At 65.6% G+C, this 22,066-nt stretch carries 17 protein-coding genes; 8 read left to right on the top strand and 9 right to left on the bottom strand.

Annotation, left to right across the window (positions count from 1 at the left end; all coding sequences use genetic code 11):
* The 6 genes from G3N96_RS19590 to G3N96_RS19565 form a co-directional block, all read left to right on the top strand.
* Nucleotides 1-4,828, top strand: a 4,828-nt coding sequence (locus G3N96_RS19590; protein ID WP_206138189.1) for a YadA-like family protein, incomplete at its 5' end; no start/stop codon positions are given.
* Nucleotides 4,829-4,953: 125 nt separating this feature from the next.
* Complete coding sequence (locus tag G3N96_RS19585; RefSeq protein ID WP_206138187.1) at nucleotides 4,954-5,622, top strand: OmpA family protein; 669 nt, start codon at nucleotides 4,954-4,956, stop codon at nucleotides 5,620-5,622.
* A gap of 413 nt (nucleotides 5,623-6,035) precedes the next feature.
* Nucleotides 6,036-7,181 (top strand): DUF2827 domain-containing protein, encoded by a 1,146-nt coding sequence (locus G3N96_RS19580; RefSeq protein WP_124584851.1) that lies wholly within the window; start codon nucleotides 6,036-6,038, stop codon nucleotides 7,179-7,181.
* A gap of 14 nt (nucleotides 7,182-7,195) precedes the next feature.
* A complete protein-coding gene (locus tag G3N96_RS19575) occupies nucleotides 7,196-8,350 on the top strand; it encodes a DUF2827 domain-containing protein (protein WP_124584853.1) in 1,155 nt (384 codons plus the stop codon).
* A 25-nt stretch (nucleotides 8,351-8,375) separates the two neighbouring features.
* Nucleotides 8,376-8,843 carry a DUF4019 domain-containing protein gene (locus G3N96_RS19570; protein WP_124584855.1) on the top strand — a complete coding sequence of 156 codons (468 nt, stop codon included), beginning with the start codon at nucleotides 8,376-8,378 and terminating at the stop codon, nucleotides 8,841-8,843.
* 33 nt (nucleotides 8,844-8,876) lie between these two features.
* A complete protein-coding gene (locus tag G3N96_RS19565) occupies nucleotides 8,877-10,013 on the top strand; it encodes a DUF2827 family protein (RefSeq protein WP_124584857.1) in 1,137 nt (378 codons plus the stop codon).
* A 216-nt stretch (nucleotides 10,014-10,229) separates the two neighbouring features.
* Here the strand turns inward: G3N96_RS19565 and G3N96_RS19560 are convergent, their stop codons facing one another.
* Together G3N96_RS19560 and G3N96_RS19555 are read right to left on the bottom strand one after the other, a co-directional pair.
* Nucleotides 10,230-10,646, bottom strand: coding sequence for a hypothetical protein (locus tag G3N96_RS19560; protein ID WP_124584859.1), 417 nt, complete (start codon nucleotides 10,644-10,646; stop codon nucleotides 10,230-10,232).
* Between the two features lie 92 nt (nucleotides 10,647-10,738).
* Nucleotides 10,739-11,542, bottom strand: coding sequence for an EAL domain-containing protein (locus G3N96_RS19555; protein WP_124584862.1), 804 nt, complete (start codon nucleotides 11,540-11,542; stop codon nucleotides 10,739-10,741).
* On the opposite strand from G3N96_RS19555, the gene G3N96_RS19550 reads away from it, so the two are divergent.
* Entirely contained in the window at nucleotides 11,456-11,899 is a 444-nt protein-coding gene (locus tag G3N96_RS19550) for a hypothetical protein (RefSeq protein WP_206138190.1), read from the top strand. The two genes, G3N96_RS19555 and G3N96_RS19550, sit on opposite strands and share 87 nt — an antisense overlap.
* Before the next feature lie 419 nt (nucleotides 11,900-12,318).
* On the opposite strand, the gene G3N96_RS19545 is transcribed toward G3N96_RS19550, so the two are convergent.
* Nucleotides 12,319-13,461 (bottom strand): DUF2827 domain-containing protein, encoded by a 1,143-nt coding sequence (locus tag G3N96_RS19545; RefSeq protein WP_206138186.1) that lies wholly within the window; start codon nucleotides 13,459-13,461, stop codon nucleotides 12,319-12,321.
* Nucleotides 13,462-13,924: 463 nt separating this feature from the next.
* On the opposite strand from G3N96_RS19545, the gene G3N96_RS19540 reads away from it, so the two are divergent.
* The gene (locus G3N96_RS19540; protein WP_206138185.1) at nucleotides 13,925-15,247 is read left to right on the top strand and encodes a galactosyl transferase GMA12/MNN10 domain protein; all 1,323 of its coding nucleotides are present in this window, start codon (nucleotides 13,925-13,927) and stop codon (nucleotides 15,245-15,247) included.
* Between the two features lie 104 nt (nucleotides 15,248-15,351).
* Here G3N96_RS19540 and G3N96_RS19535 read toward each other — a convergent pair whose 3' ends face one another.
* The 6 genes from G3N96_RS19535 to G3N96_RS19510 all read right to left on the bottom strand — a co-directional run bounded on the left by G3N96_RS19535 (nucleotide 15,352) and on the right by G3N96_RS19510 (nucleotide 22,051).
* Nucleotides 15,352-17,466: a phospholipase C, phosphocholine-specific gene (locus tag G3N96_RS19535; protein ID WP_206138184.1), complete on the bottom strand. Its 2,115-nt coding sequence runs from the start codon at nucleotides 17,464-17,466 to the stop codon at nucleotides 15,352-15,354.
* Between the two features lie 42 nt (nucleotides 17,467-17,508).
* Nucleotides 17,509-17,712: a hypothetical protein gene (locus G3N96_RS19530; RefSeq protein WP_206138183.1), complete on the bottom strand. Its 204-nt coding sequence runs from the start codon at nucleotides 17,710-17,712 to the stop codon at nucleotides 17,509-17,511.
* A 215-nt stretch (nucleotides 17,713-17,927) separates the two neighbouring features.
* Nucleotides 17,928-18,266, bottom strand: coding sequence for a DUF1493 family protein (locus G3N96_RS19525; RefSeq protein WP_124584870.1), 339 nt, complete (start codon nucleotides 18,264-18,266; stop codon nucleotides 17,928-17,930).
* The gene (locus G3N96_RS19520) at nucleotides 18,266-18,697 is read right to left on the bottom strand and encodes an STM2901 family protein (protein WP_206138182.1); all 432 of its coding nucleotides are present in this window, start codon (nucleotides 18,695-18,697) and stop codon (nucleotides 18,266-18,268) included. The genes G3N96_RS19525 and G3N96_RS19520 overlap by 1 nt, the downstream gene beginning before the upstream one ends.
* Nucleotides 18,698-19,222: 525 nt before the next feature.
* Entirely contained in the window at nucleotides 19,223-21,220 is a 1,998-nt protein-coding gene (locus G3N96_RS19515) for an acetyl/propionyl/methylcrotonyl-CoA carboxylase subunit alpha (RefSeq protein ID WP_206138181.1), read from the bottom strand.
* Between the two features lie 45 nt (nucleotides 21,221-21,265).
* Nucleotides 21,266-22,051, bottom strand: coding sequence for an enoyl-CoA hydratase/isomerase family protein (locus tag G3N96_RS19510; RefSeq protein WP_034190576.1), 786 nt, complete (start codon nucleotides 22,049-22,051; stop codon nucleotides 21,266-21,268).
* Nucleotides 22,052-22,066 lie beyond the last annotated feature (15 nt).

Genomic DNA, 22,066 nt, shown 5'->3' with positions numbered 1-22,066 from the left:
CTCGATCACTTCGCTCTCGACGTCGACGTCGACGGGCCTGTCGTCGGCCAATAGCTCGATCGGCTCGCTCTCGACCGGCCTCTCGTCGACCAATAGCTCGGTCACCTCGCTCTCGACGTCGACGTCGACCGGTCTGTCCTCGGCCAATAGCTCGATCACGTCGCTGTCGACTTCCACGTCGACCGGTCTCTCGTCGGCCAACAGCTCGATCACGTCGCTGTCGACCTCGACCTCGACCGGCCTGTCCTCGGCTAACAACTCGATCACTTCGCTCTCGACGTCGACGTCGACGGGCCTGTCGTCGGCCAATAGCTCGATCGGCTCGCTCTCGACCGGCCTCTCGTCGACCAATAGCTCGGTCACCTCGCTCTCGACGTCGACGTCGACCGGTCTGTCCTCGGCCAACAGCTCGATCACGTCGCTGTCCACGTCGACCTCGACGGGTCTGTCGTCGGCCAATAGCTCGATCACGTCGCTCTCGACCTCGACCTCGACCGGCCTGTCGTCGGCCAATAGCTCGATCGGCTCGCTCTCGACCGGCCTCTCGTCGACCAATAGCTCGGTCACCTCGCTGTCCACATCGACCTCGACCGGCTTGTCGTCGGCCAACAGCTCGATCACGTCGCTGTCCACGTCGACCTCGACGGGTCTGTCGTCGGCCAACAGCTCGATCACGTCGCTCTCGACCTCGACCTCGACCGGCCTGTCGTCGGCCAATAGCTCGATCGGTTCGCTCTCGACCGGCCTCTCGTCGACCAATAGCTCGGTCACCTCGCTCTCGACGTCGACGTCGACCGGTCTGTCCTCGGCCAACAGCTCGATCACGTCGCTCTCGACCTCCACGTCGACCGGCCTGTCGTCGGCCAACAGCTCGATCACGTCGCTCTCGACCTCGACCTCGACGGGCCTGTCTTCGGCAAACAGCTCGATCACTTCGCTGTCCACGTCGACCTCGACGGGTCTTTCGTCGGCCAACAGCTCGATCGGTTCGCTGTCCACCGGCCTCAGCTCGACGGATAGTTCGGTTGCGTCGCTCTCGACCTCGACTTCGACGGGTCTCTCGTCGGCTAACAGCTCGATCGGTTCGCTGTCCACGGGCCTCAGCTCGACGGATAGTTCGGTGACGTCGCTGTCGACCTCGACCTCGACGGGTCTGTCGTCGGCCAACAGCTCGATCGGTTCGCTGTCCACTGGCCTCAGCTCGACGAATAGTTCGGTGACGTCGCTGTCGACCTCGACCTCGACCGGCCTGTCGTCGGCTAACAGCTCGATCGGTTCGCTGTCCACGGGCCTCAGCTCGACGGATAGTTCGGTGACGTCGCTGTCGACCTCGACCTCGACGGGTCTGTCGTCGGCTAACAGCTCGATCGGTTCGCTGTCCACCGGCCTCAGCTCGACGAATAGCTCGGTGACGTCGCTCTCGACCTCGACTTCGACGGGTCTCTCGTCGGCCAACAGCTCGATCGGTTCACTGTCCACCGGACTCAGCTCGACGGATAGTTCGGTTGCGTCGCTCTCGACCTCGACTTCGACGGGTCTCTCGTCGGCTAACAGCTCGATCGGTTCGCTGTCCACTGGCCTCAGCTCGACGGATAGTTCGGTGACGTCGCTGTCGACCTCGACCTCGACGGGTCTCTCGTCGGCTAACAGCTCGATCGGTTCGCTGTCCACGGGCCTCAGCTCGACGAATAGTTCGGTGACGTCGCTCTCGACCTCGACTTCGACGGGTCTCTCGTCGGCCAACAGCTCGATCGGTTCGCTGTCCACCGGACTCAGCTCGACGGATAGTTCGGTTGCGTCGCTGTCGACCTCGACCTCGACGGGTCTGTCGTCGGCCAACAGTTCGATCACGTCGCTGTCGACTTCCACGTCGACCGGCCTCTCGTCGGCCAACAGCTCGATCACGTCGCTGTCGACTTCGACCTCGACCGGCCTGTCGTCGGCTAACAGCTCGATTACGTCGCTGTCGACTTCCACGTCGACCGGCCTCTCGACGGCCAACAGCTCGATCACGTCGCTGTCGACCTCGACCTCGACGGGTCTCTCGTCGGCTAACAGCTCGATCGGTTCGCTGTCCACCGGCCTCAGCTCGACGAATAGTTCGGTGACCTCGCTGTCGACTTCGACCTCGACCGGCCTCTCGTCGGCAAACAGCTCGATCGGTTCGCTGTCCACCGGCCTCAGCTCGACGAATAGTTCGGTGACCTCGCTCTCGACCTCGACTTCGACGGGTCTCTCGTCGGCAAACAGCTCGATCGGTTCGCTGTCCACCGGCCTCAGCTCGACGAATAGCTCGGTGACCTCGCTCTCGACCTCGACTTCGACGGGTCTCTCGTCGGCTAACAGCTCGATCGGTTCGCTGTCCACTGGCCTCAGCTCGACGAATAGTTCGGTGACGTCGCTCTCGACCTCGACTTCGACGGGTCTCTCGTCGGCCAACAGCTCGATCGGTTCGCTGTCCACCGGACTCAGCTCGACGGATAGTTCGGTTGCGTCGCTGTCGACCTCGACCTCGACGGGTCTGTCGTCGGCCAACAGTTCGATCACGTCGCTGTCGACTTCCACGTCGACCGGCCTCTCGTCGGCCAACAGCTCGATCACGTCGCTCTCGACTTCGACCTCGACCGGCCTGTCCTCGGCTAACAGCTCGATTACGTCGCTGTCGACTTCCACGTCGACCGGCCTCTCGACGGCCAACAGCTCGATCACGTCGCTGTCGACCTCGACCTCGACCGGCCTGTCGTCGGCCAACAGCTCGATCACTTCGCTGTCGACCTCGACCTCGACCGGCCTCTCGTCGGCCAACAGCTCGATCGGTTCGCTGTCCACCGGCCTCAGCTCGACGAATAGTTCGGTGACCTCGCTGTCGACTTCGACCTCGACCGGCCTCTCGTCGGCCACCAGCTCGATCGGTTCGCTGTCCACCGGCCTCAGCTCGACGAATAGTTCGGTGACCTCGCTGTCCACCTCGACCTCGACCGGCCTCTCGTCGGCCAACAGCTCGATCACTTCGCTGTCCACGTCGACCTCGACCGGCATCAACTCGCTGTCCACCGGCCTGAGCAGCACGAACAGCACGATCCTGTCGCTGTCCACGTCGACGTCGACCGGCATCGGCTCGCTGTCCACCGGCCTGAGCAGCACGAACAGCTCGGTGACGTCGCTGTCGACCTCGACCTCGACCGCGATCAATGCCGCGAAGACGCACTACTACAGCGTCAACGACAACGGCGTGCAGCAAGCCAACTACGACAACACGGGCGCAACGGGCACCAACGCCCTGGCAGCCGGCGTGAACGCCAGCGCGGCAGGCGCCAGCAGCGTCGCGGTCGGCGACGGTTCGAACGCGCAGTCGGCAGGCGCGGTCGCCATCGGCCAGAACGCATCGGCAACGGGCGGCAAGGCCGTGTCGATCGGCTCCGGCAACACGGCAACCGGCGACGGCGCGGTCGCGATCGGCGACCCGAGCATCGCAACGGGTACCGGCGCAGTGGCGATGGGCGCGAACGACACGGCGACCGGCAACGGCGCAGTGGCGCTCGGCAACGCGAACACGGCCAACGGCGCGAGCGCACTCGCACTCGGCAGCTCGAACCAGGCCACCGCGGACAACACGATCGCGCTCGGCAACCAGGCCACGGCAAGCGCCACCGGCGCGCAAGCGTACGGCTCCGCTGCCAAGGCAACGGCCGCCGACGCGCTCGCCTTCGGCACGAATGCGCAGGCCAACGTCGCCAACTCGATCGCACTCGGCGCGAACTCGGTCACGAGTGCCGCGAACCCGACGTCGAGCGCAACGATCGGCGGCACCACGTACTTCTTCGCGGGCAGCTCGCCGGTTGGCGTGGTGAGCGTCGGCGCACCGGGCCAGGAACGCCAGATCACGAACGTCGCCGCCGGCCAGATCTCGGCCAGCAGCACGGACGCGATCAACGGCAGCCAGCTCAACGCGACGAACAATGCGATCAACACGCTGTCGACGTCCACCGCGTCGAACGTCGCGTCGCTGTCGACGGGCATCAACTCGCTGTCCACCGGCCTGAGCAGCACGAACAGCTCGGTGTCGTCGCTGTCCACGTCGACCTCGACCGCGATCAACTCGCTGTCGACGGGCCTGAGCACGACGAACAGCAACGTCAACTCGCTGTCGACGTCGACTTCGACCGGCATCGGCTCGCTGTCCACCGGCCTGAGCACGACGAACAGCAACGTGGCGTCGCTGTCGACCGGCGTGACCAACATCAACAACACGTTGAACTCGCTGTCGACGACGATCAACAACAACACGATTCGTTCCAACAACAACAACGGCATCGCGGCCGACATGAACGGCAAGGGCACCGATGTCCCGACCGTCACCACGGGTTCGAACTCGGTGGCGATCGGCGCAGGCTCCAACGACGGCGGCCGCTCGAACGTGGTGTCGGTCGGCAGCGACCAGCAGCAGCGCCAGATCACGAACGTCGCGCCGGGTACGCAAGGCACCGACGCGGTGAACGTGAACCAGCTGACGCAAGTGCAGACGACGCTGTCGACGGCACTGTCGGGCCAGCAGGCGCAGATCAACTCACTGGGTTCGCAACTGCAGCAGACCGACCAGATGGCGAAGCAGGGTATCGCGGCTGTCGGCGCGATGGCCTCGATCCCGCAGCTCGATCGCGATGCCAACTTCGGGATGGGCGTGGGTACGTCGACCTTCCTCGGCCAGAAGGCGATGGCGGTCAACATGCAGGCTCGCATCACGGAGAACCTGAAGGCGTCGATCAACGGCGGCTTCAGCGGCGGTCAGAAGGTGATCGGCGCCGGCATGCTGTACCAGTGGAAGTAACGCGTCGCGCCGCCAGGCCGCCCGGCTCGCCAGCCGGACGGCCAGCGGCGGCCCACGACGGCCGGACGAGCCCGCCGCGCCACCCGTGGCGGGCTTCAGTCAACCCAAGCATTGAGGATGTAACCGTGAACAAACTCGCTCTTGCGCTCGCACTTTCCGCAACGGCCCTCGCCGCGTGCTCGACCGCATCCGGCCCGACCTTCAGCGCTTCCGAACTGCAGCCGCGCGACGGCGTGCGGACCTTCCAGGTGGACTGCCACGGCCTGCTGTCGGGCCCGCAAACCTGCATGAAGGCCGCCCGCAAGATTTGCGGCGAAGAGCCGGTGCGCGCCGTCGACTCGGCCCGCGCGCTGCGCGACAAATCCGATCCCGCGACACTCGTGTTCCAGTGCGGCGCGGCGCCGGCCGAGGCGGCTTCGGCCCCGGCCGCCGCGCCGGCGGCAGCCGTCGTCGAACAGGTGAACCTGTCGGGCGACGCGCTGTTCGCGACCGACCACGCAACGCTCGCCCCGACCGCGCGCGAATCGCTCGACCGGTTGCTGAGCGAGCGCGCCGACCATACGTACTCGCAGGTGAGCGTCACCGGCTTCACGGATTCGGTGGGCAGCGACGACTACAACCTCGCGCTGTCGAAGCGCCGCGCCGAATCCGTCGCGGCGTACCTGAAGGCGCACGGCCTGAAGACCGACTCGCTGACGGTCACGGGTCGCGGCAAGGCCGATCCGGTCGCGTCCAACGCGACGCCGGAAGGCCGCGCCAGTAACCGCCGCGTCGAAATCCGCCTGCAGCACTGAGCGGGCCGCCGCCGCGCGCGGCGCCCCGATCCGGCCGGCCGCCAGCGCCACGCCGGGCGCGCACCCGACCGCCGCCGGACCGCCGCCGGACCGCCCGGGCGCCGCTTCGCCGGCGCCCGTTTCCGTTGGTCGTCGGCTATGTCAAAGTTCGTCACGTCCCGCCAAAACCGGTGATTTCCGTGCCACAATCGCCGCAGACAGTCGCCGGGGCAGCCTGCCCGAATCGCACGCCGTGCCAGGCGTGCCCGACGACACGCCGGAAACCGGCTGCCGCCCTCGCGAACCCGGTCGCCCGATTCGCCCGCCGCGGCGCACCGGCGCACATGCAACCATGACGATCCACGGCGCGCCGCTTCCAGGCCAGACGCTCGACGCGATGCCCGGACGCACGACGCCGCAGAGGAAACCAACCGGTGACGGACATCAATGAAGCCGCCTCGGGCGGCACCCGCAAGCAACGGCCGGCGGTCGGCATCTCGCTGTTTGCGCGCGACGGCCAGGCAATCTGGGAAAACGGCATCCACCAGAACATCGCGTTCCTCGCGATGATGCTCAAGCGCTCGGATCGCGTCGGCCCCGTCTACTTCCTGAACGGCGGCGACGCCAGCGCGCTGCCGGCCGGCCTCGAACTCGACGGCCTCGACATCCCGCTCGTGAAGCCTTCCGACGTCACGCACGAACTCGACGTCGTGATCGAAATGGGCGCGCAGCTGCCGGTGGAATGGCTCAGGCACATGAAGGCGCTCGGCAAGAAAATCGCCGCGTTCTTCTGCGGGCACGTGTATGCCGGCCTGTGCGAAACCCCGATCTTCGGCAAACCGTCGGGGCACATCTTCAACGGCGCGCCGTTCGACGAAGTGTGGCTGCTGCCGCAATACGACAAGACGGCCGCGCCGATGCTGCAGACCATCCTGCGCGCGCCGGTCCACCTGATGCCGCACATCTGGTCGCCGTACTTCCTCGATCGCCGCATCGCCGCGCTCGCCGCGGAAGGCGCGACGTTCGGCTATCGGCCGGGCCGCCGCCCGTGGCACCTGGCGATGCTCGAACCGAACATCTCGGTCGCCAAGTCCTGCCATTACCCGATGCTCGCGTGCGACGCGTTCTACCGTGCGCGCCCGGACGCGGTCCAGCACATGTTCGTCGTGAATTCGCTGCACATGAAGGAGCATCCGACCTTCGTGCACTTCGCGAACAGCCTCGACCTCGTGCGCCAGCACAAGGCGACCTTCGAGCCGCGCCTCGACCTGCCGGGCTTCATGGCGCGCCATGCGGACGCGGTCGTATCGCACCACTGGGAAAACGGGCAGAACTACCTGTATTACGACGTGCTGTACGGCGGCTACCCGCTGATCCACAACTCGACGCTGATCGGCGACGCCGGCTACTACTACCCGGACTTCGATTCCGCCGCGGGCGGCCGGGCGCTGCTCGAGGCCTGGCTGCATCACGACGAACGCCTCGACGACTACCGCGCGAAGGCCGGCCGGCTGCTGCAGTCGGTCTCGATCGACAACCCCGCGAACCTCGACGCGTTCGTCTCGCGTCTGGTCGCCTGAACCGGAGCATACGCATGTCGGACTCCAATGCCCGTCAAGCGCCCGGCGAGGGCAAGCGTCTCGTCGTCGGCGTGTCGCTGTTCGTGCGCGGCGCCGGCCAGTCGCTGTGGGAAAACGGCATCTTCCAGAACTGCCTGCTGCTGATCCTGCTGCTGCGCCAGTCGCCGCTCGTCGCGGACGCCGTGATGGTGAACGGCGGCGAACAGGTCGCCGATCCGCAGATGATGCTCGGCGAATGGGACGTGCCGCTGCTGTCGATGGACGAAGCGCTGGAACGCTGCGACGTCCTGATCGAAATGAGCGCGCAGTTCGGCGCGGACTACCTGCGCGCGTTCCGCGAGCGCGGCGGCAAGGTCGTCACGATGCGGGTCGGCAACGACTACGTGATCGACATCGAACGCGCGATGTTCGACAAGCCGTCGGGTTTCCTGTTCTCGGGCGCGCCGTACGACGCCGTGTGGACGATCCCCGAATTCGAGCGCTCGTGCCTGCACTATTACCAGACGGGCCTGCGCGCGCCCGTCACGATCGTCCCGCACATCTGGCACCCGATGCTGTTCGACAAGGCACGCGCGACGCTCGGCGCCGGACTGTCGTTCGGCTATGAGCCCGGCAAGCCGCGCTGGCGCGTGACGATGTTCGAGCCGAACATCTGCATGGTGAAGACGAGCGTCATTCCGATGCTGGTGGCCGAGGAAGCGTATCGCGCGAAACCGGATTTCCTCGAGTTCGTGCGCGTGTGCAACACGCTGCACCTGAAGGAACACGCGACGTTCGTCCACTTCGCGAAGAGCCTCGACATCGTGAACCACGGGATCACGACGTTCGAAAGCCGCTACGCGGTGTACGAGTTCATGGCTGCCTACGGCGATGCGGTGGTGTCGCACACGTGGGAAAACGCGCAGAACTACCTGTACTACGAGCTGCTGTACGGCGACTATCCGCTGATCCACAACTCGCCGTTCCTCGGCAAGGCCGGGTATTTCTATCCGGACTTCGACTGCCAGGCCGGCGGCCGCGCGCTGCTGAAGGCGTTCACCGAACACGACGCGAACCTCGAGGCGTACCGCGAGCAGTCGCGGCACGTGCTCAGTTCCGTCAGCATCTACAACCCCGAGAACGTCGCCGCCTACACGGACGCGATCGCCACCCTCTATCGCGACGCGTGACGCGCCGCCCTTTCCGGACTCCGACATGACCGCACGCCCGCCCCTCATCCGCGCCAAATGGCTGATCGGCTGCGCCGTCGCTTCGATCGCGATCGGCGCGCACGCGCAATCCGCCGGCGAATCGGCCGACGCGCTACTCCGCGACTCGGATGCGGTGTTCAAGCAGCTCGATGCCGGCCAGTACGGCGCGGTATGGACCGACGCAGCCCCGTTCGTGAAGGCGCGCATCAAGCAGGACCAGTTCGCGGCCGACATGCAGCGTGCACGCCAGTCGGTCGGCACGGTCAGCCGTCGCGGCTGGGCGCAGGTCACGCGCATCCGCTACACGAATGCGGCGACGACGCCCGACGGGCTGTACGCGAACGTCGACTTCACGACCACGCTGACGAGCGGCGCGACGGTCTACGAGAAGCTGAGCTTCCGCCTCGAAGATGACGGCCGCTGGCACCTGACGGGCTACGTGCCGCGTCAGTCGCAGAATTTCGCGCAATAACCCGCGCGCCGCGCGCCCCACGGAGCCGATCCGATGAAACTCAATGTCGCGATAACGATGAACGTGCAGCGCGACGCGACACAGTCGATCTGGTACAACGGCGCGAACCAGCACTGCGTGTTCCTGTACATGCTGCTGAAGCAGTCGCCGCTGATCGGCGAGGTCTGGCTCGCGCACGACGACGGCATCACCGACTATCCGCAGGCGCTGATGATGGACGCGTTCGGCGACGCGCTGCGGCCGCTGTCGGCCGTCGTCCACCAGACCGACCTGCTGATCGAGATGAACGCGTTCATCGACCAGACCCACACGGATGCGGTACGCCGGCGCGGCGGCAAGTGCGTGTCGTACCGCTTCGGCAACGACTACGTGATCGCGGTCGAGACGATCAACTTCGAGAAGAATCCGTGGCGGCCGAACCCGAACCGCGTGCAGTTCGACGAGATCTGGACCAACCCGCAGCACATGCACACGTGCGCGGCGTATTTCCGGGCCGTCTATCGCGCGCCGGTGATCGAGCTGCCGCACATCTGGTCGCCGTATTTCATCGAACGCAGCCTCGACGCCGATCCTGAACTGAAGGCGCGCTTCGGCTACCGCAACCACGGCACCGCGAAGCGCATTGCATTCTTCGAACCGAACCTGAACGTCGTGAAGAGCGCGATCGTGCCGATGCTCGCCGCGAACGCGTGCTACGTCGAGCATCCGGAGCTCGTCGAGCACGTGTTCATGACCAACACGTTCGACAAGAAGGAAAACGTCGCCTTCAAGCATCTCGCGCTCGGGCTCGAGATGGTGCGCGACGGCAAGGCGACCGCCGACGTGCGCGCGCCGTTCGTCGCCTGGGCCGCGCATCACACCGACATCGTCGTGTCCCATCACTGGGAGAACGGCCTCAACTACCTGCTGTACGACGCGCTGTACGGCAACTACCCGCTCGTGCACAACTCGCCGTTCCTGCGCGACGTCGGCTACTACTACCCGGACTTCGAGATCTTCGATGCGGCGCGTGCGATCGCGACCGCGGCGCAGACGCACGACGCGCGGCTCGACGACTATGCGGCCGCGGCCCGCCGCTGCCTGCACCAGGTCGACACGCTCGCCGAGCACAACGTCCACGCGTATTCCGCGCAGATCCGGCAGCTGTTCGACGGCCGCGCGCTCGGCTGACCTCCTTCGCACACGGCCCGCCCCTGAATCAGACCGTCCGCAATTTCGTCGTGACCGATTCGATCCACGGCCCGTTCGTCATCAACCGGCACTGCGCGTTTCAGGCCGAAGCGCTGATCAAGACGGCCGGCAGCCTGATTGGGGCCGCGGCGCGCGGATGATGTCGATGCGGGCCGCGTGTCTCGCGCCGCGGCCCGTGACGGACGTGAACAGGCGCTAGACCAGCACCCGATCGCCGCTCTGCGCGGCGAACGTACGGCCATGCCGCCGCCCCATCCGCGCGAGCACCGCGAAGCAATGCGCCACCGGCCGGCTGGCGCCGCCGGATGGCTTGACGAGGCTGTCGGATACGCCACGCGCGATGGCCGAATCGTGGCCGCACGCGCCCGCGATGACGGCCGCGTAATAGTGCCGCGCCGCCAGTTCGCGGCCGCCGGCGTCGAGCGGCGTCATCCGCTGAATGCGGCGCGCAATGGCTTTCAGGCCGTCGAGATACGGCGTGACGTCGATCGGCACCTCGGTCGATTCGGCGCCCAGTTGCCATAGCATGTCGGCCAGCTCGGTGATCGCGATGAGGTCGCGCGCACCAGCCGCCTGCGTGCCCGTTCCGCCTCCGGCCTTCGTCCCTGCCATGCTCAGCCCCTTTGCGATTCGTCCCGGCCACGCGCCGATCACGCCCGACATCGGCGTGCATCCGGCACGCCACCTCGCCTGTTCCCGCGCCGTCACGCGGCGGCCGGCGGCCGCCACGAAAAACGGATGCCTTGCGCCCACGCGACGCCGGCATCCAGGATGATCTGACGGTCGACCTCGCTCTCCACGCCTTCGACGACGACGTGTCGCGCCCCTTCATGCGCGAACGCGATCAGCCGGCGGAGCTGGTAACGCCCGATCGCGTTGCGCTTGATCATCGCCAGGATCGACCGGTCGAGCTTCACGATGTCGGGATTGCCGACCACCAGGTTGTTCAATGCGCTGAAACCGACCCCGAAATCGTCGATCGCGATGCGGCACCCGGCCTGCCGGAAGCGGTTCACGAACGATCGCCCCGCGACGGGATTCAGCGGCCCCGTCTCCGTGATCTCGACCACCAGCCGCGCCGCGACCGACGGCTCGCGCTCGAGCCGCCTGAAGATGGCCAGCCACGCGTCGTCGACCACCGCGCTCGCCGCCGCCACATTGCAGCCGTAGACGGCAGCCGGATCGGCACGCAGCGCGTCGATCGTCCGGCCGACCACGAGCCGGTCGAACCACCGCATCAGCCCGAGCGCCTCGAGGCGCGGCAGGAACGCGACCGGCGGCAGCGCATCGCGCTCGCCCCACCGCAATCGCGCCAGGCATTCCTGGTACAGCACACCACCCGACAGGTCGGCCCGGCACACGGGCTCTTGCGCGAACCCGAGCCGGCTTTCCACGAAACTGCGTACCGACGCAAGGTCGGGATGATCGTCGGGGGCGCCGAACACGAGATCGATTTCGTCACGATTCGCTTTCCGATTCGCCTCCAGGCGAGCTTCGACCGCATTCATCCGGCGCTCCGGCAAATGGCGAGCCGCCGATCGCGGCTCGACCTCAAGAAACATGCGGAGCAAGCCGACCATGACGCGCTCCGCCGCCTACCCGGCCATCCTGTTATGTCGATCTTTTCCGGGAGCGTACTGTTCGCTTCGGCGCGCCGTCAAAATTCGATATTTTTCAACGATATTCAGCAACTGGAAATACACCATGCACGCACGATACCGAATGTGCGACAGGTCACACTAACGCAAATTACGGAACCCCGATTCGGATACTGTTTATTGCCACCGCCTAAACAACCCGATCCGATTCAACTCCCCCGCAATTTACGGATCTCGAAATCAGGAAATCCTGAATTGATCAGATAAATAACGGCCCGTGAAGCATCGTGTCATCGGCCGCTGCCGAGCCCGTCGCGGAGCCCGGCACCGGCGTCGAAAATCGGCTGCCGCACGTCATTCGATCATCGCAGCATCCAATTTTATTGTTTCAAACGAATTATTAAATTTTCAAACAGAATCAAACAGCCTTTAATCGATAATATCAATTTAATTCATATGATGATTATCGATTGAACCATTTTTAACAATCTTGAATACTTGTTAACCTTTAAAATGATTTCCGACGGACTTCCCTCGGAGCCGTCAAATTCGTGCCTTCAAAACCGTCGAACCGATCGGGTTCGGCGGTTTCTTTTTTAACGGCACTATTTCGTCAGACATTAGGGCGGGACTATCCCGATGGCGGAATTCGGCGCGACGGTGTGCGTCGCGCGAAAAATCGGGCCTTATGCGGCCGATGCGCCGATCAGGTTCGCGAGCAGCGCGTCGTATTCGGCGACGAGGGCCGGATTGGCCGACGTATAGCGGCCAAGGATCTCGCGCTGGCGCCGCGTGTAAGCTTCCCAGTCGTCATCGTGCGTATGCAGCGCGCGCAGCAGCGCATCGGCGCCCTGCTGCACGTCGTTGTCCGGATAGTAGTAGCCGAGATCGGGCGCGAGGCTCGCGTTGTGCACGAGCGGATAGCCCTGCCAGCACACGTCGAAATAGAAATAGTTGAGCGGGTTCGACCATTGGTGCGACACGACGATATCGGTCAGGTCGGCCAGGAACAGCGGCGTATCGAAGCGCCCGACGAAGCTCGCCTTGCCGGCACGCACGATGTCGAGGTAGTTCATCAGCATCACGAACTCGGGGCTGTCGTGTGCGAGATGGAGGGCATTCGTCACGTGCGCGAAGCAGATCGCGTCGGGGTCCCGCCGATACGCTTCGTCGATGATCAGCATCGGATACACGCAGAACTTCACCACGTCGTGGTTCGGTTCCATCACCGTCAGCCGCTTGCCGGGCTCGCTGCGCGGCCGGTATTCACCGTGCTCGGGCAGCGGCGCGGCACGCGCACTCAGGAACATCGGATCCCACACGAACGGCACGACGCGCCCCGGGCAGCGGCGCAGCGACTGCAGGAACGGCAGCGACGAGGGCGCGATCTGCGGAATCGCCCACACCTCGTCGTAGCCGCGGTTGATGAACAGCGAATCCCACAGCCGGCGGCCGAACAGCATCGACTCCATCACGTTGATGTACTCGACGCCGCAGCAGTAGCTGACGAGCTTCGCGCCGCGCGCCTTCAGGTAGGCCGTCTGCTCCCCGTTGACCTGGCCGCCGAGCTCGATCACCACGTCGAGCGAATCCTTCATGTCGTCGAACGTGCGCGTGTCGAATACGTGGCGATCCCACGGCAGCGCATCGGTGAGCGGCACATCGGTGGTGTTGACCAGCGTCACGCGGTAGCCGTGCGGCGACGCCATCAGCAGCTTCGCGAGAAACAGCGCGTTCTGCTTGATGCCGTTGATCCACAGGCTTTCGTCGGGGGCACGCAGTCCGATCGTGATACCGATGCGCAGGCCGTTCAGGACAGGAGACGTCATCGTCGGCAGGATGGAAGGTTGGATGGGGATGGAATGGACGCAGTGTAGCGCGCGATGCGCCGCCCGCGTCAAGCGGCGCTCGCCGGCGGCAAGCCGGCATTCTAGCGGAGCGCCGGCCGCATACTGTCAGGGATGGTCAGCGCGCGGCCGGCGCATGCCAATCGGCGGGACGGCTGTGCGATACTCGGGCGACCCGCCGCGCTCCCGGGATGCCGGGATGCCGGGATGCCGGGGGATGACCGGACGGTATCGGCATCCGGCGCGGGCAGACAACGACCTCGCAGCCACGCTGCGGAAAAAAATTGGCTGACAGAATGGAACGCGACGCCGCGCAAGTCTCCCGGGCAATCCATCACGAACAGGGGCGGCACGCGCCGGAAAGCGTGCCCGGCCGCGATGCCGTGCCGACACACCCCGCGCCCGGCGCCCACCGTGATCCGCTTCGCGGCCTCCGGAGCGCGCGATGATCGTCCTCAGCCATTTCAGTCACGACGCGCCCGCCAGCCTCGAGAATCACCGGCAATACGCGCAGGCGCACGGCTATCGCCACGCAATCGTCGACGCCTCCGCGATGCCGCAGGCGCTGCCGCTGCGGCCGCTCCATCGCTACGAATCACTGCTCCATGTGCTGCGCGGCGCGCAGCCCGACGAACTCGTGCTGCTGCTCAGCGAAGATGCGGCGATCATCGAGCCCGTCGCGCTCGATCGCGTGATGCGCGGCCGCGACATGCTGCTCGTCGACGCGTTCGCGCCCCCGTTGCCGCAGGTCGACGTGCAGATCTGGCGCAATACGGCGGCCGTGCGGGCGATCGTGATGCAGCTGGTGCAACGCTGCAAGCTCGGCAGCGAACCGCGGCTGAGCTCGGAGGCCGCGCTGTTCGCGGCGCTCGACACGCATCACTACATGACCCCGATCGACGGGCTGTATCCGGTCATGCCGAGCAGCCCCGACCTCGATCCGATGTGGAGCCGCGAACCGACGTTCGCGATCAGCATCGACGACACGCCGGACGATCCCGAACGGAAAGGCACGACGCCCCGTTTCCGCGACACGCTCGTCGCGTACGTCAATCGATGCCGTGCCGCCGGCCGGCCGATGTTCTCGTTCGCTCACGACGCCGCCAACACGCCGGACGAAGCCGCCGAGCGCAGCACCTACAACCCGGGCCGCCCGATTGCGTTGATGACGCTCTACACGCCGAACATCGGCAGCTATGCGCGCGTCGCCGAACGGAATTTCCGGCGTTACTGCGAGACGCACGGCTACACGCTCTACGTGCATCGCGACATTCCGGCCGAGATCGGCCTGAACGCGACCGGCAACTGGTTCAAGCCGTGGCTGCTGCATGCGTACCTGCAGCATCACGAATGGGTCGTGTGGCTCGATGCCGACGTGCTGATCGCGGACCAGCAGAAGGCGCTGGCGCCGCTGCTCGAAGGGCGCGACTGGCTGCTCGCGCACGATCTCGGCCAGTGGGCGTTCAACTCGGGCGTGATGGCATTCCGGCGCACCGCGCGCAACGACGCGATGCTGCGCGACATGATGACGACGATCGCCGCGCTGCACGACCGGTCGAGCGTCTATGCGAGCGACGGCGACCAGTTGCATTTCATTCGCGCGATGGAGCGCGACGGGCAACTGCACGGCGAAGGCGTGGCCGATTTCGTCAGCTTCAACACGCCCTGGCTGTTTCGCCGCGCGGACAGCTACATCGTCCACTACTACGGGATGTGGTCCGCGATGCGCGCGCTGATGATGGCGCACGACGACGGGGTGCTGGGCTGACACCGATGTCCGGAGCGGCAGAAGCCGCTGGATGACTACGATCCGTTTCCCGAGCGACGGCGCTCATCGCGTGCCGGCGAGCCGCCGGCACGCACGGGCTACGATCAGATCGCCGTAATCGTCGGCGCGACGGCGGCCGGATCGGTAAGGCTGGGCTTGCCGGTTTCGACGTGCCCCGCAATGCGTCGCGTCCACCCGGCATTCCCCGCCACCGCGAACTGCAGGTCGTACCAGTGGCTGCTGCACGACAGATCCCAGCGCGCCTCGATGCGCTGCCCGGCCGGCACCGTCAGCGTGCGCGGGGCGCTACCGTACGCGACATCGGTGGCCGTGACCGTAAGCGCACCGGTACCGGCGTTGGCGATCGTCACGTACACGTCGCCGTTGGCCGTGTCGTAGCAAGGCGTGATTTCCGGCTTCGCGCCGGCATCCGCCGCGGCCGAACCCGCGAAGCGCCGGAAATAGCCGTTCGGCCCCCACACGCTCACCAGGTAGTTGCCGTTCGCGTCGAGCGCCCACGTATCGGTCAGCTGCTTGCCCGCTTCGACCGTATAGCGGCGCGGCATCGCGGTCGCGTCACCCGTATAGACCCAGAAGTGCGCGCCTTGCGTGCCGGTATTCGCGAACGTCAGCGCGTAGCCCTGCGCCTGGAGCTGGCCGGTCACGTGCAGTTCGTACGGCAGCGCGCGCGCCGGCCGCGTGCCGGCCTCCTGCGCCGTCACGACCTGTTGCGCGGTGCTGGCCGGCGCGGTCTGCGACGACGCGCGCGAGCACTGCAGGTCCGCCTGCGCGACGTACGCCTGCGTGCTCGGCAGGGTCGGCAGCGTGGCATCCGATTTCGAGAAGTCGAGCGCCGACGTCAGGTCGCCGCAGATCGCGCGGCGCCACGGCGAGATGTTCGTTTCCATCACGCCGAAGCGCTTCTCGATGAATTGCAGCACCGATGTGTGATCGAACACCTGCGAGCAGACGAAGCCGCCCTTCGACCACGGCGAGACCACGAACATCGGCACGCGCGGCCCGAGGCCGTACGGCAGGTTGTCGGCCGTGTACGTGCCGGCCTGGGTCGAGGTCACGACGTTGTGCCGCTCGAGCGACACGTCCACGGTGCTCATGCCGGAGCCCGGCAGCGTCGGCGCCGACGGCGGCACGACGTGATCGAAGAAGCCGTCGTTCTCGTCGTACATGATCAGCAGGACAGTCTTGCTCCACACGTCCGGATTCGACGTCAGCGCATCGAGAATCGTCGACAGGTAGTACGCACCGTAGAGCGGCGTGAACTTCGGATGTTCCGAATACGCGGCCGGCGGCAGCAGCCACGACACCTGCGGCAGCGCGTTCGCCTGCACGTCGGCCTTCAGCTGCGTGATCGGACGCGTGCTCATCCCGCGCGTCTGCAGCGACGAGCCGGCCGGCGCGTTCACGAAGTTGTTGAAGCACGCGAGCATGTTCGTGCCGTAGTTGCCGGTGAAGTTGTCGAACCCGGTGCCCTGCTGGTAGATCTGCCACGAGATGCCGGCCTTCTCGAGCCGTTCCGGGTAGGTCGTCCAGCTGAAGGGCGGCAACTGGACCTTGTCGAACGGGTTGTCGATGTAGTCGGTGTTGTCGAGCAGCGGGCCGCCGCCCGTGCCGAGCGGGTCGACCATGCCCGTCATCAGGTACATGCGGTTCGGGTGCGTGTTGCCCGGAATCGAGCAGAAGTAGTTGTCGCACACGGTGAACGCATCGGCGAGTGCATAGTGGAACGGAATGTCGTCGCGGACGTGGTAGCCCATCGTCATGTTCGACTTCTGCACCGCCCATTGATCCGCGCGGCCGTTGTCGATCGCGCCGTGCGTCGTCGCCCACGTATGCGGCAGGCCGCCGATGCACTGCGCGTTCACGCCCGGGTTGGTCGTGTCGTAGCGGAACGGCGCGATCACGCTCGCCTTGTCCTCCTGGCGCGGCTGGAACCACACCGGCTTGCCGTTCGGCAGCGTGACCGGGAAGCGGTCGTTGTAGCCGCGCACGCCGCTCAGGTGTCCGAGGTAGTGGTCGAACGAACGGTTCTCCTGCATGAACACGACGATGTGCTGGACATCCTGAATCGTGCCCGTGACGGTATTCGGCTCGATCGCCAGCGCCTTGCGGATCGATTCCGGCAGCAGTGCGGTGGCGGCGGTCGCGCCGGCGAGGCCGGCGGAGAACTTCAGAAAGTCGCGTCGCGAATGGGTGGCCATGCTGGTTGCTCTTGATTGGATTTCTGGTGGAAACGGCCGGGATCAGGAAGCGGGCGAGGAGGCAGGCGCGGTGAAACCGGGCGGGCAGTGCATCTGCGCGGTGGCGACCACGCCGCCGCCGCAGGCGGCCTTCTGCTGCACGACGGGTGCGGCGGGTGCGGTCACGTCGTCGTTGCAGGCGCCGAGGAGTGCGGTCAGCGCGATCAGGCCAGCGACCGCGACGGGCCGTAGGGCCGAGTTTCGCATAACGTCTCTCCGTGGATGTGATGACGTGACCCAGGCGCGGATGCGCTCCGGTCATATCGACGGCGAGATGCTAATTTCGACGTGTTACACGATGGTGTCGTGCGGCGGGAGGATCGACGTGCGCGCAGCGCGCGCCATGCGGGGATACGGGAGGGAGGATGACAATCGCAAGGTTATCGAAATATCTTCGTTAGCCAAGCGTTTTTTTCGAGCGGTTACATCGTCCACCGCCCAGTTTCAATCGCGGTCTCCATCATCTTGATCGTGAGCGGACGCTCCAGTATTTTGTCCCTGGCGTCGGCGCTGAATGGCGACCTGAATACCGTCAGCAAGAATCGGCCCAGCCCCAGTTTCCGGGAAGGGTAATAATAATCAACGTCGAAATCGGAAATATCGACACCGAACGCTTCCGAAAATCTCCGCATCAATCTCAACATGGCCCTGTCGGAAATTTCAAGGTCGATGCAAAGATCCGTGTCCTCGGTAATCTCGAGCTCACCCCATAGTGGCGAATCGGCCTCATCCCGCACCAGCTCTATCAGACGACCGTCCATTAAAAGCGATCCTCCTGCTTGACCAAGCCATTGTACGTGACTGTAGAGCGGTACATGATGACTGATATATCGATAGCGGTAATGATCCAACCGACCACCGGTACAGCCCGCCCGACAAAGGCGCCGAGCTCCCGGGTAAATTTGATCCTGAGCAGCAGGAGACTCTTGAATGACGTTACCGTTGGCAGAATTTTGTACTTGAGTTCATAGGGCAACACCTTTCTCGATACCCTGGATGCGATCGAGGTTCCCTTGACCGCTCCACCGAATTTCCCTCTGGTCGGCACGAACCTTTGACCTAATAAAATCATTGCGATCCCGACAGCATCGTCGATACCCAATTCATCACAGGCCACGTCGATAACAATCAGGCAGAAAAGTTCTGGCGGAGTAAGGTCGATGTGAATTCCGTATTTATATTTGTTCGCCATCTCAGTCTTTCTCTCGGCTACATTGCGCAGGACACCGGGCCGCACATCCCGGCGATTACGCTAACGCAACCATGTCGCGCACCGGCAGGAACGCGGGACTGTTTCTCCAATCGAGCCTGTTTTTCTGGACACACCGGAAAGCAGTTGCGATCGCGCGCGGCCTTTCTCCACAAGAGGAAGCAGTCAGTTCGTTTGGGCGAAGAAGTCCGGACGGGGCCGGTTTCGATCTTTGAACAACTGTTGCAACGGTCAAACCGGTGCAAGGCAGCGCGACAGCGCATGTCGAGCCGCCGGTCGCCGGCGAGAATCCCGGGATTATTCAAAAATCCGGAAGCTGCGACACGCAAATTATTCTTTTTTGTCTACGCGCGACGACAGCGACGATCACGACACAGAAATGCGATGTCGTCCTGATGCAGGCACATCAGGTATTCGCAGCCGGATGGTGTCGGAGACGATCGGATAATACGGGGCACGATGGTCCGTGCGTGAGAGCCGGAAACGGCCCTCACGCATATGCAACGCTCAGCCTTCCGCCATCATCAACAACTGCGCGCCATCCGACACCTGGTCGCCGACGCCGTACAGCACTTCCGCGACCACGCCCGCGCTCGGCGCGCCGATCGTGTGCTCCATCTTCATCGCCTCCATCACGATCAGCGGCGTACCGGCTTCGACCTTCTGGCCGGGCTCGACCAGCACCGCGATCACCTTGCCCGGCATCGGCGCAGTCAGGCGGCCACCGCCCTGCTCCGCGTCACCCGCATGCGCGAGCAGGTTGCGCCATTCGAACGTCTCGGCCGTGCCCTGCGTGAACACGTGGAAGTGGTCGCCGTCCGCATACACGCGGCCGCTGCTGCGCACGCCGCCAAGCGTCACGTCGAAATCGAGCGGCGTGGCGCCACGCGTCCACGCGAACGGTTGCGCGGCGGCGTCGCCGATCGCGACGCGCGTACCCGTGCCGCCGTCCTCGTACGTCACCGTCACGTCCGCTTCGCGCTCGGCCGCGTGCCATTCGAGCGTGCGGCGATAGCCGCCGTTCAGCCGCCAGTCCGGCAGCGCGCCCCACGGCGATGAACCCCGCTCACCCGCGCCGCGCTCGCGTGCGAACAGCGCTGCACACGCAAGCGCCAGCGTCGCGCGCGGCGGCTCCTGCGGCGCGAACAGCGCGGCATGGTTGCGCTCGATCAGGCCCGTGTCGAGATCGGCCGTCGCGAACGGTGCGCACGCAACGATTCGCTGCAGGAACGCGGCGTTCGTGTGCAGGCCGACCACTTCACAGGCACGCAGTGCGCGCAGCATCAGGCTCAGCGCTTCGGCACGGTCCGCGCCATGAACGATCAGCTTCGCGATCATCGGATCGTAGAACGGCGTGATCGCATCGCCTTCGCGCACGCCGCTGTCGACGCGCACCGACGCACCGATCGCGAACTCGACGCCGGCCGGCAGCCGCAGGTGCTTCAGCGTGCCCGTTGACGGCAGGAAGCCGCGTGCCGGGTTCTCCGCATAGAGGCGCGCCTCGAGCGCGTGGCCCTGCACGTGCAGTTCGTCCTGCTTCAGCGGCAGCGGCTCGCCGGAGGCGACGCGCAATTGCCATTCGACGAGATCGAGCCCCGTGACCATCTCGGTGACCGGATGCTCGACCTGCAGGCGCGTGTTCATTTCCATGAAGTAGAACGCTTCGCCCGTCATGATGAATTCGACGGTGCCCGCGCCGACGTAATTCACCGCACGCGCGGCCGCGACGGCCGCCTGACCCATCGCCTGGCGCACGTCGTCGTGCAAACCGGGCGCCGGCGCTTCCTCGAGCACTTTCTGGTGACGGCGCTGCACCGAACAGTCGCGGTCGAACAGGTACACGGTGTTGCCGTGCGTGTCGCCGAACACCTGCACCTCGACGTGGCGCGGGCGCGTCAGGTACTTCTCGATCAGCACGCGATCGTTGCCGAAGCTGCTCGCGGCTTCGCGCTGGCACGATGCGAGCGCCGCCGGGAAATCGTCGGAGCGCTCGACCACGCGCATCCCCTTGCCGCCGCCGCCCGCGCTGGCCTTCAGCAGCACCGGATAGCCGATCGCGTCGGCTTCGCGATGCAGGTTGGAAGCGTCCTGGTCGTCGCCGTGATAGCCGGGTACGAGCGGCACGGCCGCCGCGTGCATCAGCGCCTTCGCGGCCGCCTTCGACCCCATCGCCGCGATCGCGTCGACCGGCGGCCCGATGAAGACGATGCCGGCCGCTTCGCACGCATGCGCAAAATCTTCGTTCTCCGACAGAAAGCCGTAGCCGGGGTGGATCGCCTGCGCGCCGGTGGCGCGCGCGGCTTCGATGATGCGCTCGATGCGCAGGTAGCTGTCTGCCGCGGCCGAGCCGCCGATGTGCACGGCCTCGTCGCATGCAGCCACGTGTTTCGCGTTCGCGTCCGCGTCGGAATAGACGGCGACGCTCGCGATCCCGAGACGTTTGCACGTCGCGGCGACGCGGCACGCGATTTCGCCGCGGTTGGCGATCAGAATCTTGTCGAACATGGCTTCGATGTCGTCCGGAAAGAGGGGGTCACGCGCGCTGCGCGATCATTCACGCCACGACGGCGTGCGCTTTTCGAGGAAGGACGCAATCCCTTCGCGCGCTTCCGCGCCGGCACGGGTGCGCGCGATCCAGTCGGCGGTCTGCTCGATCAGCGTCGCGTCGAGCGGCCGGCCGGCGACATCGGCGACGAGCCGCTTGCACGCCTTCACCGCGTCCGGGCCGTTCGCGACGAGCGTCGCGGCCAGCTTCGCGACGGTTTCGTCGAGCGCATCGGCCGGCACCGCGTCGTGAATGAAGCCGAGCGACGCCGCGCGCGCGCTGTCGAACACCTCGGCCGTCGTGAAGTAGCGACGCGCCGCGCGCTCGCCCATCGCGCGCACCACGTACGGCGCGATCGTCGCGGGAATCAGCCCGAGCCGCGCTTCCGACAGGCAGAATTTCACGCCGTCGGCGGCGATCGCGATGTCGGCCGCCGCCACCAGGCCCACGCCGCCCGCGTATGCGTCACCATGCACGCGTGCGATCACCGGCTTGCCGCAGCGATGGATCGCCTCGAGCATTCGCGCGAGCTTGCGCGCATCGGCACGGTTCTCGTCGTCCGAGTAACCGGCCATCTTCTTCATCCAGTTCAGGTCCGCGCCCGCGCAGAACGCCGCGCCTTCCGCGGCAAGCACGATCGCGCGCACGCCTTCGTGCGCATCGAGCCATTCGAACGCGGTGGTCAGCTCGGCGATCGTCGTCTCGTTGAACGCGTTGCGCACGTCGGGACGCGCGAGCGTGACGGTCGCCACGCGGCCGGCTTCGCTTACCTTGATCGTTTCGTATCGCATCGTTCAGCCCTCCCG

It is taken from the genome of Burkholderia sp. Se-20373 (assembly GCF_017104705.1).
Lineage (GTDB): Bacteria > Pseudomonadota > Gammaproteobacteria > Burkholderiales > Burkholderiaceae > Burkholderia.
This window is presented reverse-complemented; position numbering and strand designations above follow the sequence as displayed.

Coding starts and splice junctions, on each gene's coding strand:
- G3N96_RS19575 (WP_124584853.1), top strand. CDS start 7,196: ATGTCGGACTCCAATGCCCGTCAAGCGCCCGGCGAGGGCAAGCGTCTC.
- G3N96_RS19570 (WP_124584855.1), top strand. CDS start 8,376: ATGACCGCACGCCCGCCCCTCATCCGCGCCAAATGGCTGATCGGCTGC.
- G3N96_RS19565 (WP_124584857.1), top strand. CDS start 8,877: ATGAAACTCAATGTCGCGATAACGATGAACGTGCAGCGCGACGCGACA.
- G3N96_RS19560 (WP_124584859.1), bottom strand. CDS start 10,646: ATGGCAGGGACGAAGGCCGGAGGCGGAACGGGCACGCAGGCGGCTGGT.
- G3N96_RS19550 (WP_206138190.1), top strand. CDS start 11,456: ATGATCGTCGGGGGCGCCGAACACGAGATCGATTTCGTCACGATTCGC.
- G3N96_RS19555 (WP_124584862.1), bottom strand. CDS start 11,542: ATGAATGCGGTCGAAGCTCGCCTGGAGGCGAATCGGAAAGCGAATCGT.
- G3N96_RS19545 (WP_206138186.1), bottom strand. CDS start 13,461: ATGACGTCTCCTGTCCTGAACGGCCTGCGCATCGGTATCACGATCGGA.
- G3N96_RS19540 (WP_206138185.1), top strand. CDS start 13,925: ATGATCGTCCTCAGCCATTTCAGTCACGACGCGCCCGCCAGCCTCGAG.
- G3N96_RS19535 (WP_206138184.1), bottom strand. CDS start 17,466: ATGGCCACCCATTCGCGACGCGACTTTCTGAAGTTCTCCGCCGGCCTC.
- G3N96_RS19530 (WP_206138183.1), bottom strand. CDS start 17,712: ATGCGAAACTCGGCCCTACGGCCCGTCGCGGTCGCTGGCCTGATCGCG.
- G3N96_RS19525 (WP_124584870.1), bottom strand. CDS start 18,266: ATGGACGGTCGTCTGATAGAGCTGGTGCGGGATGAGGCCGATTCGCCA.
- G3N96_RS19520 (WP_206138182.1), bottom strand. CDS start 18,697: ATGGCGAACAAATATAAATACGGAATTCACATCGACCTTACTCCGCCA.
- G3N96_RS19515 (WP_206138181.1), bottom strand. CDS start 21,220: ATGTTCGACAAGATTCTGATCGCCAACCGCGGCGAAATCGCGTGCCGC.
- G3N96_RS19510 (WP_034190576.1), bottom strand. CDS start 22,051: ATGCGATACGAAACGATCAAGGTAAGCGAAGCCGGCCGCGTGGCGACC.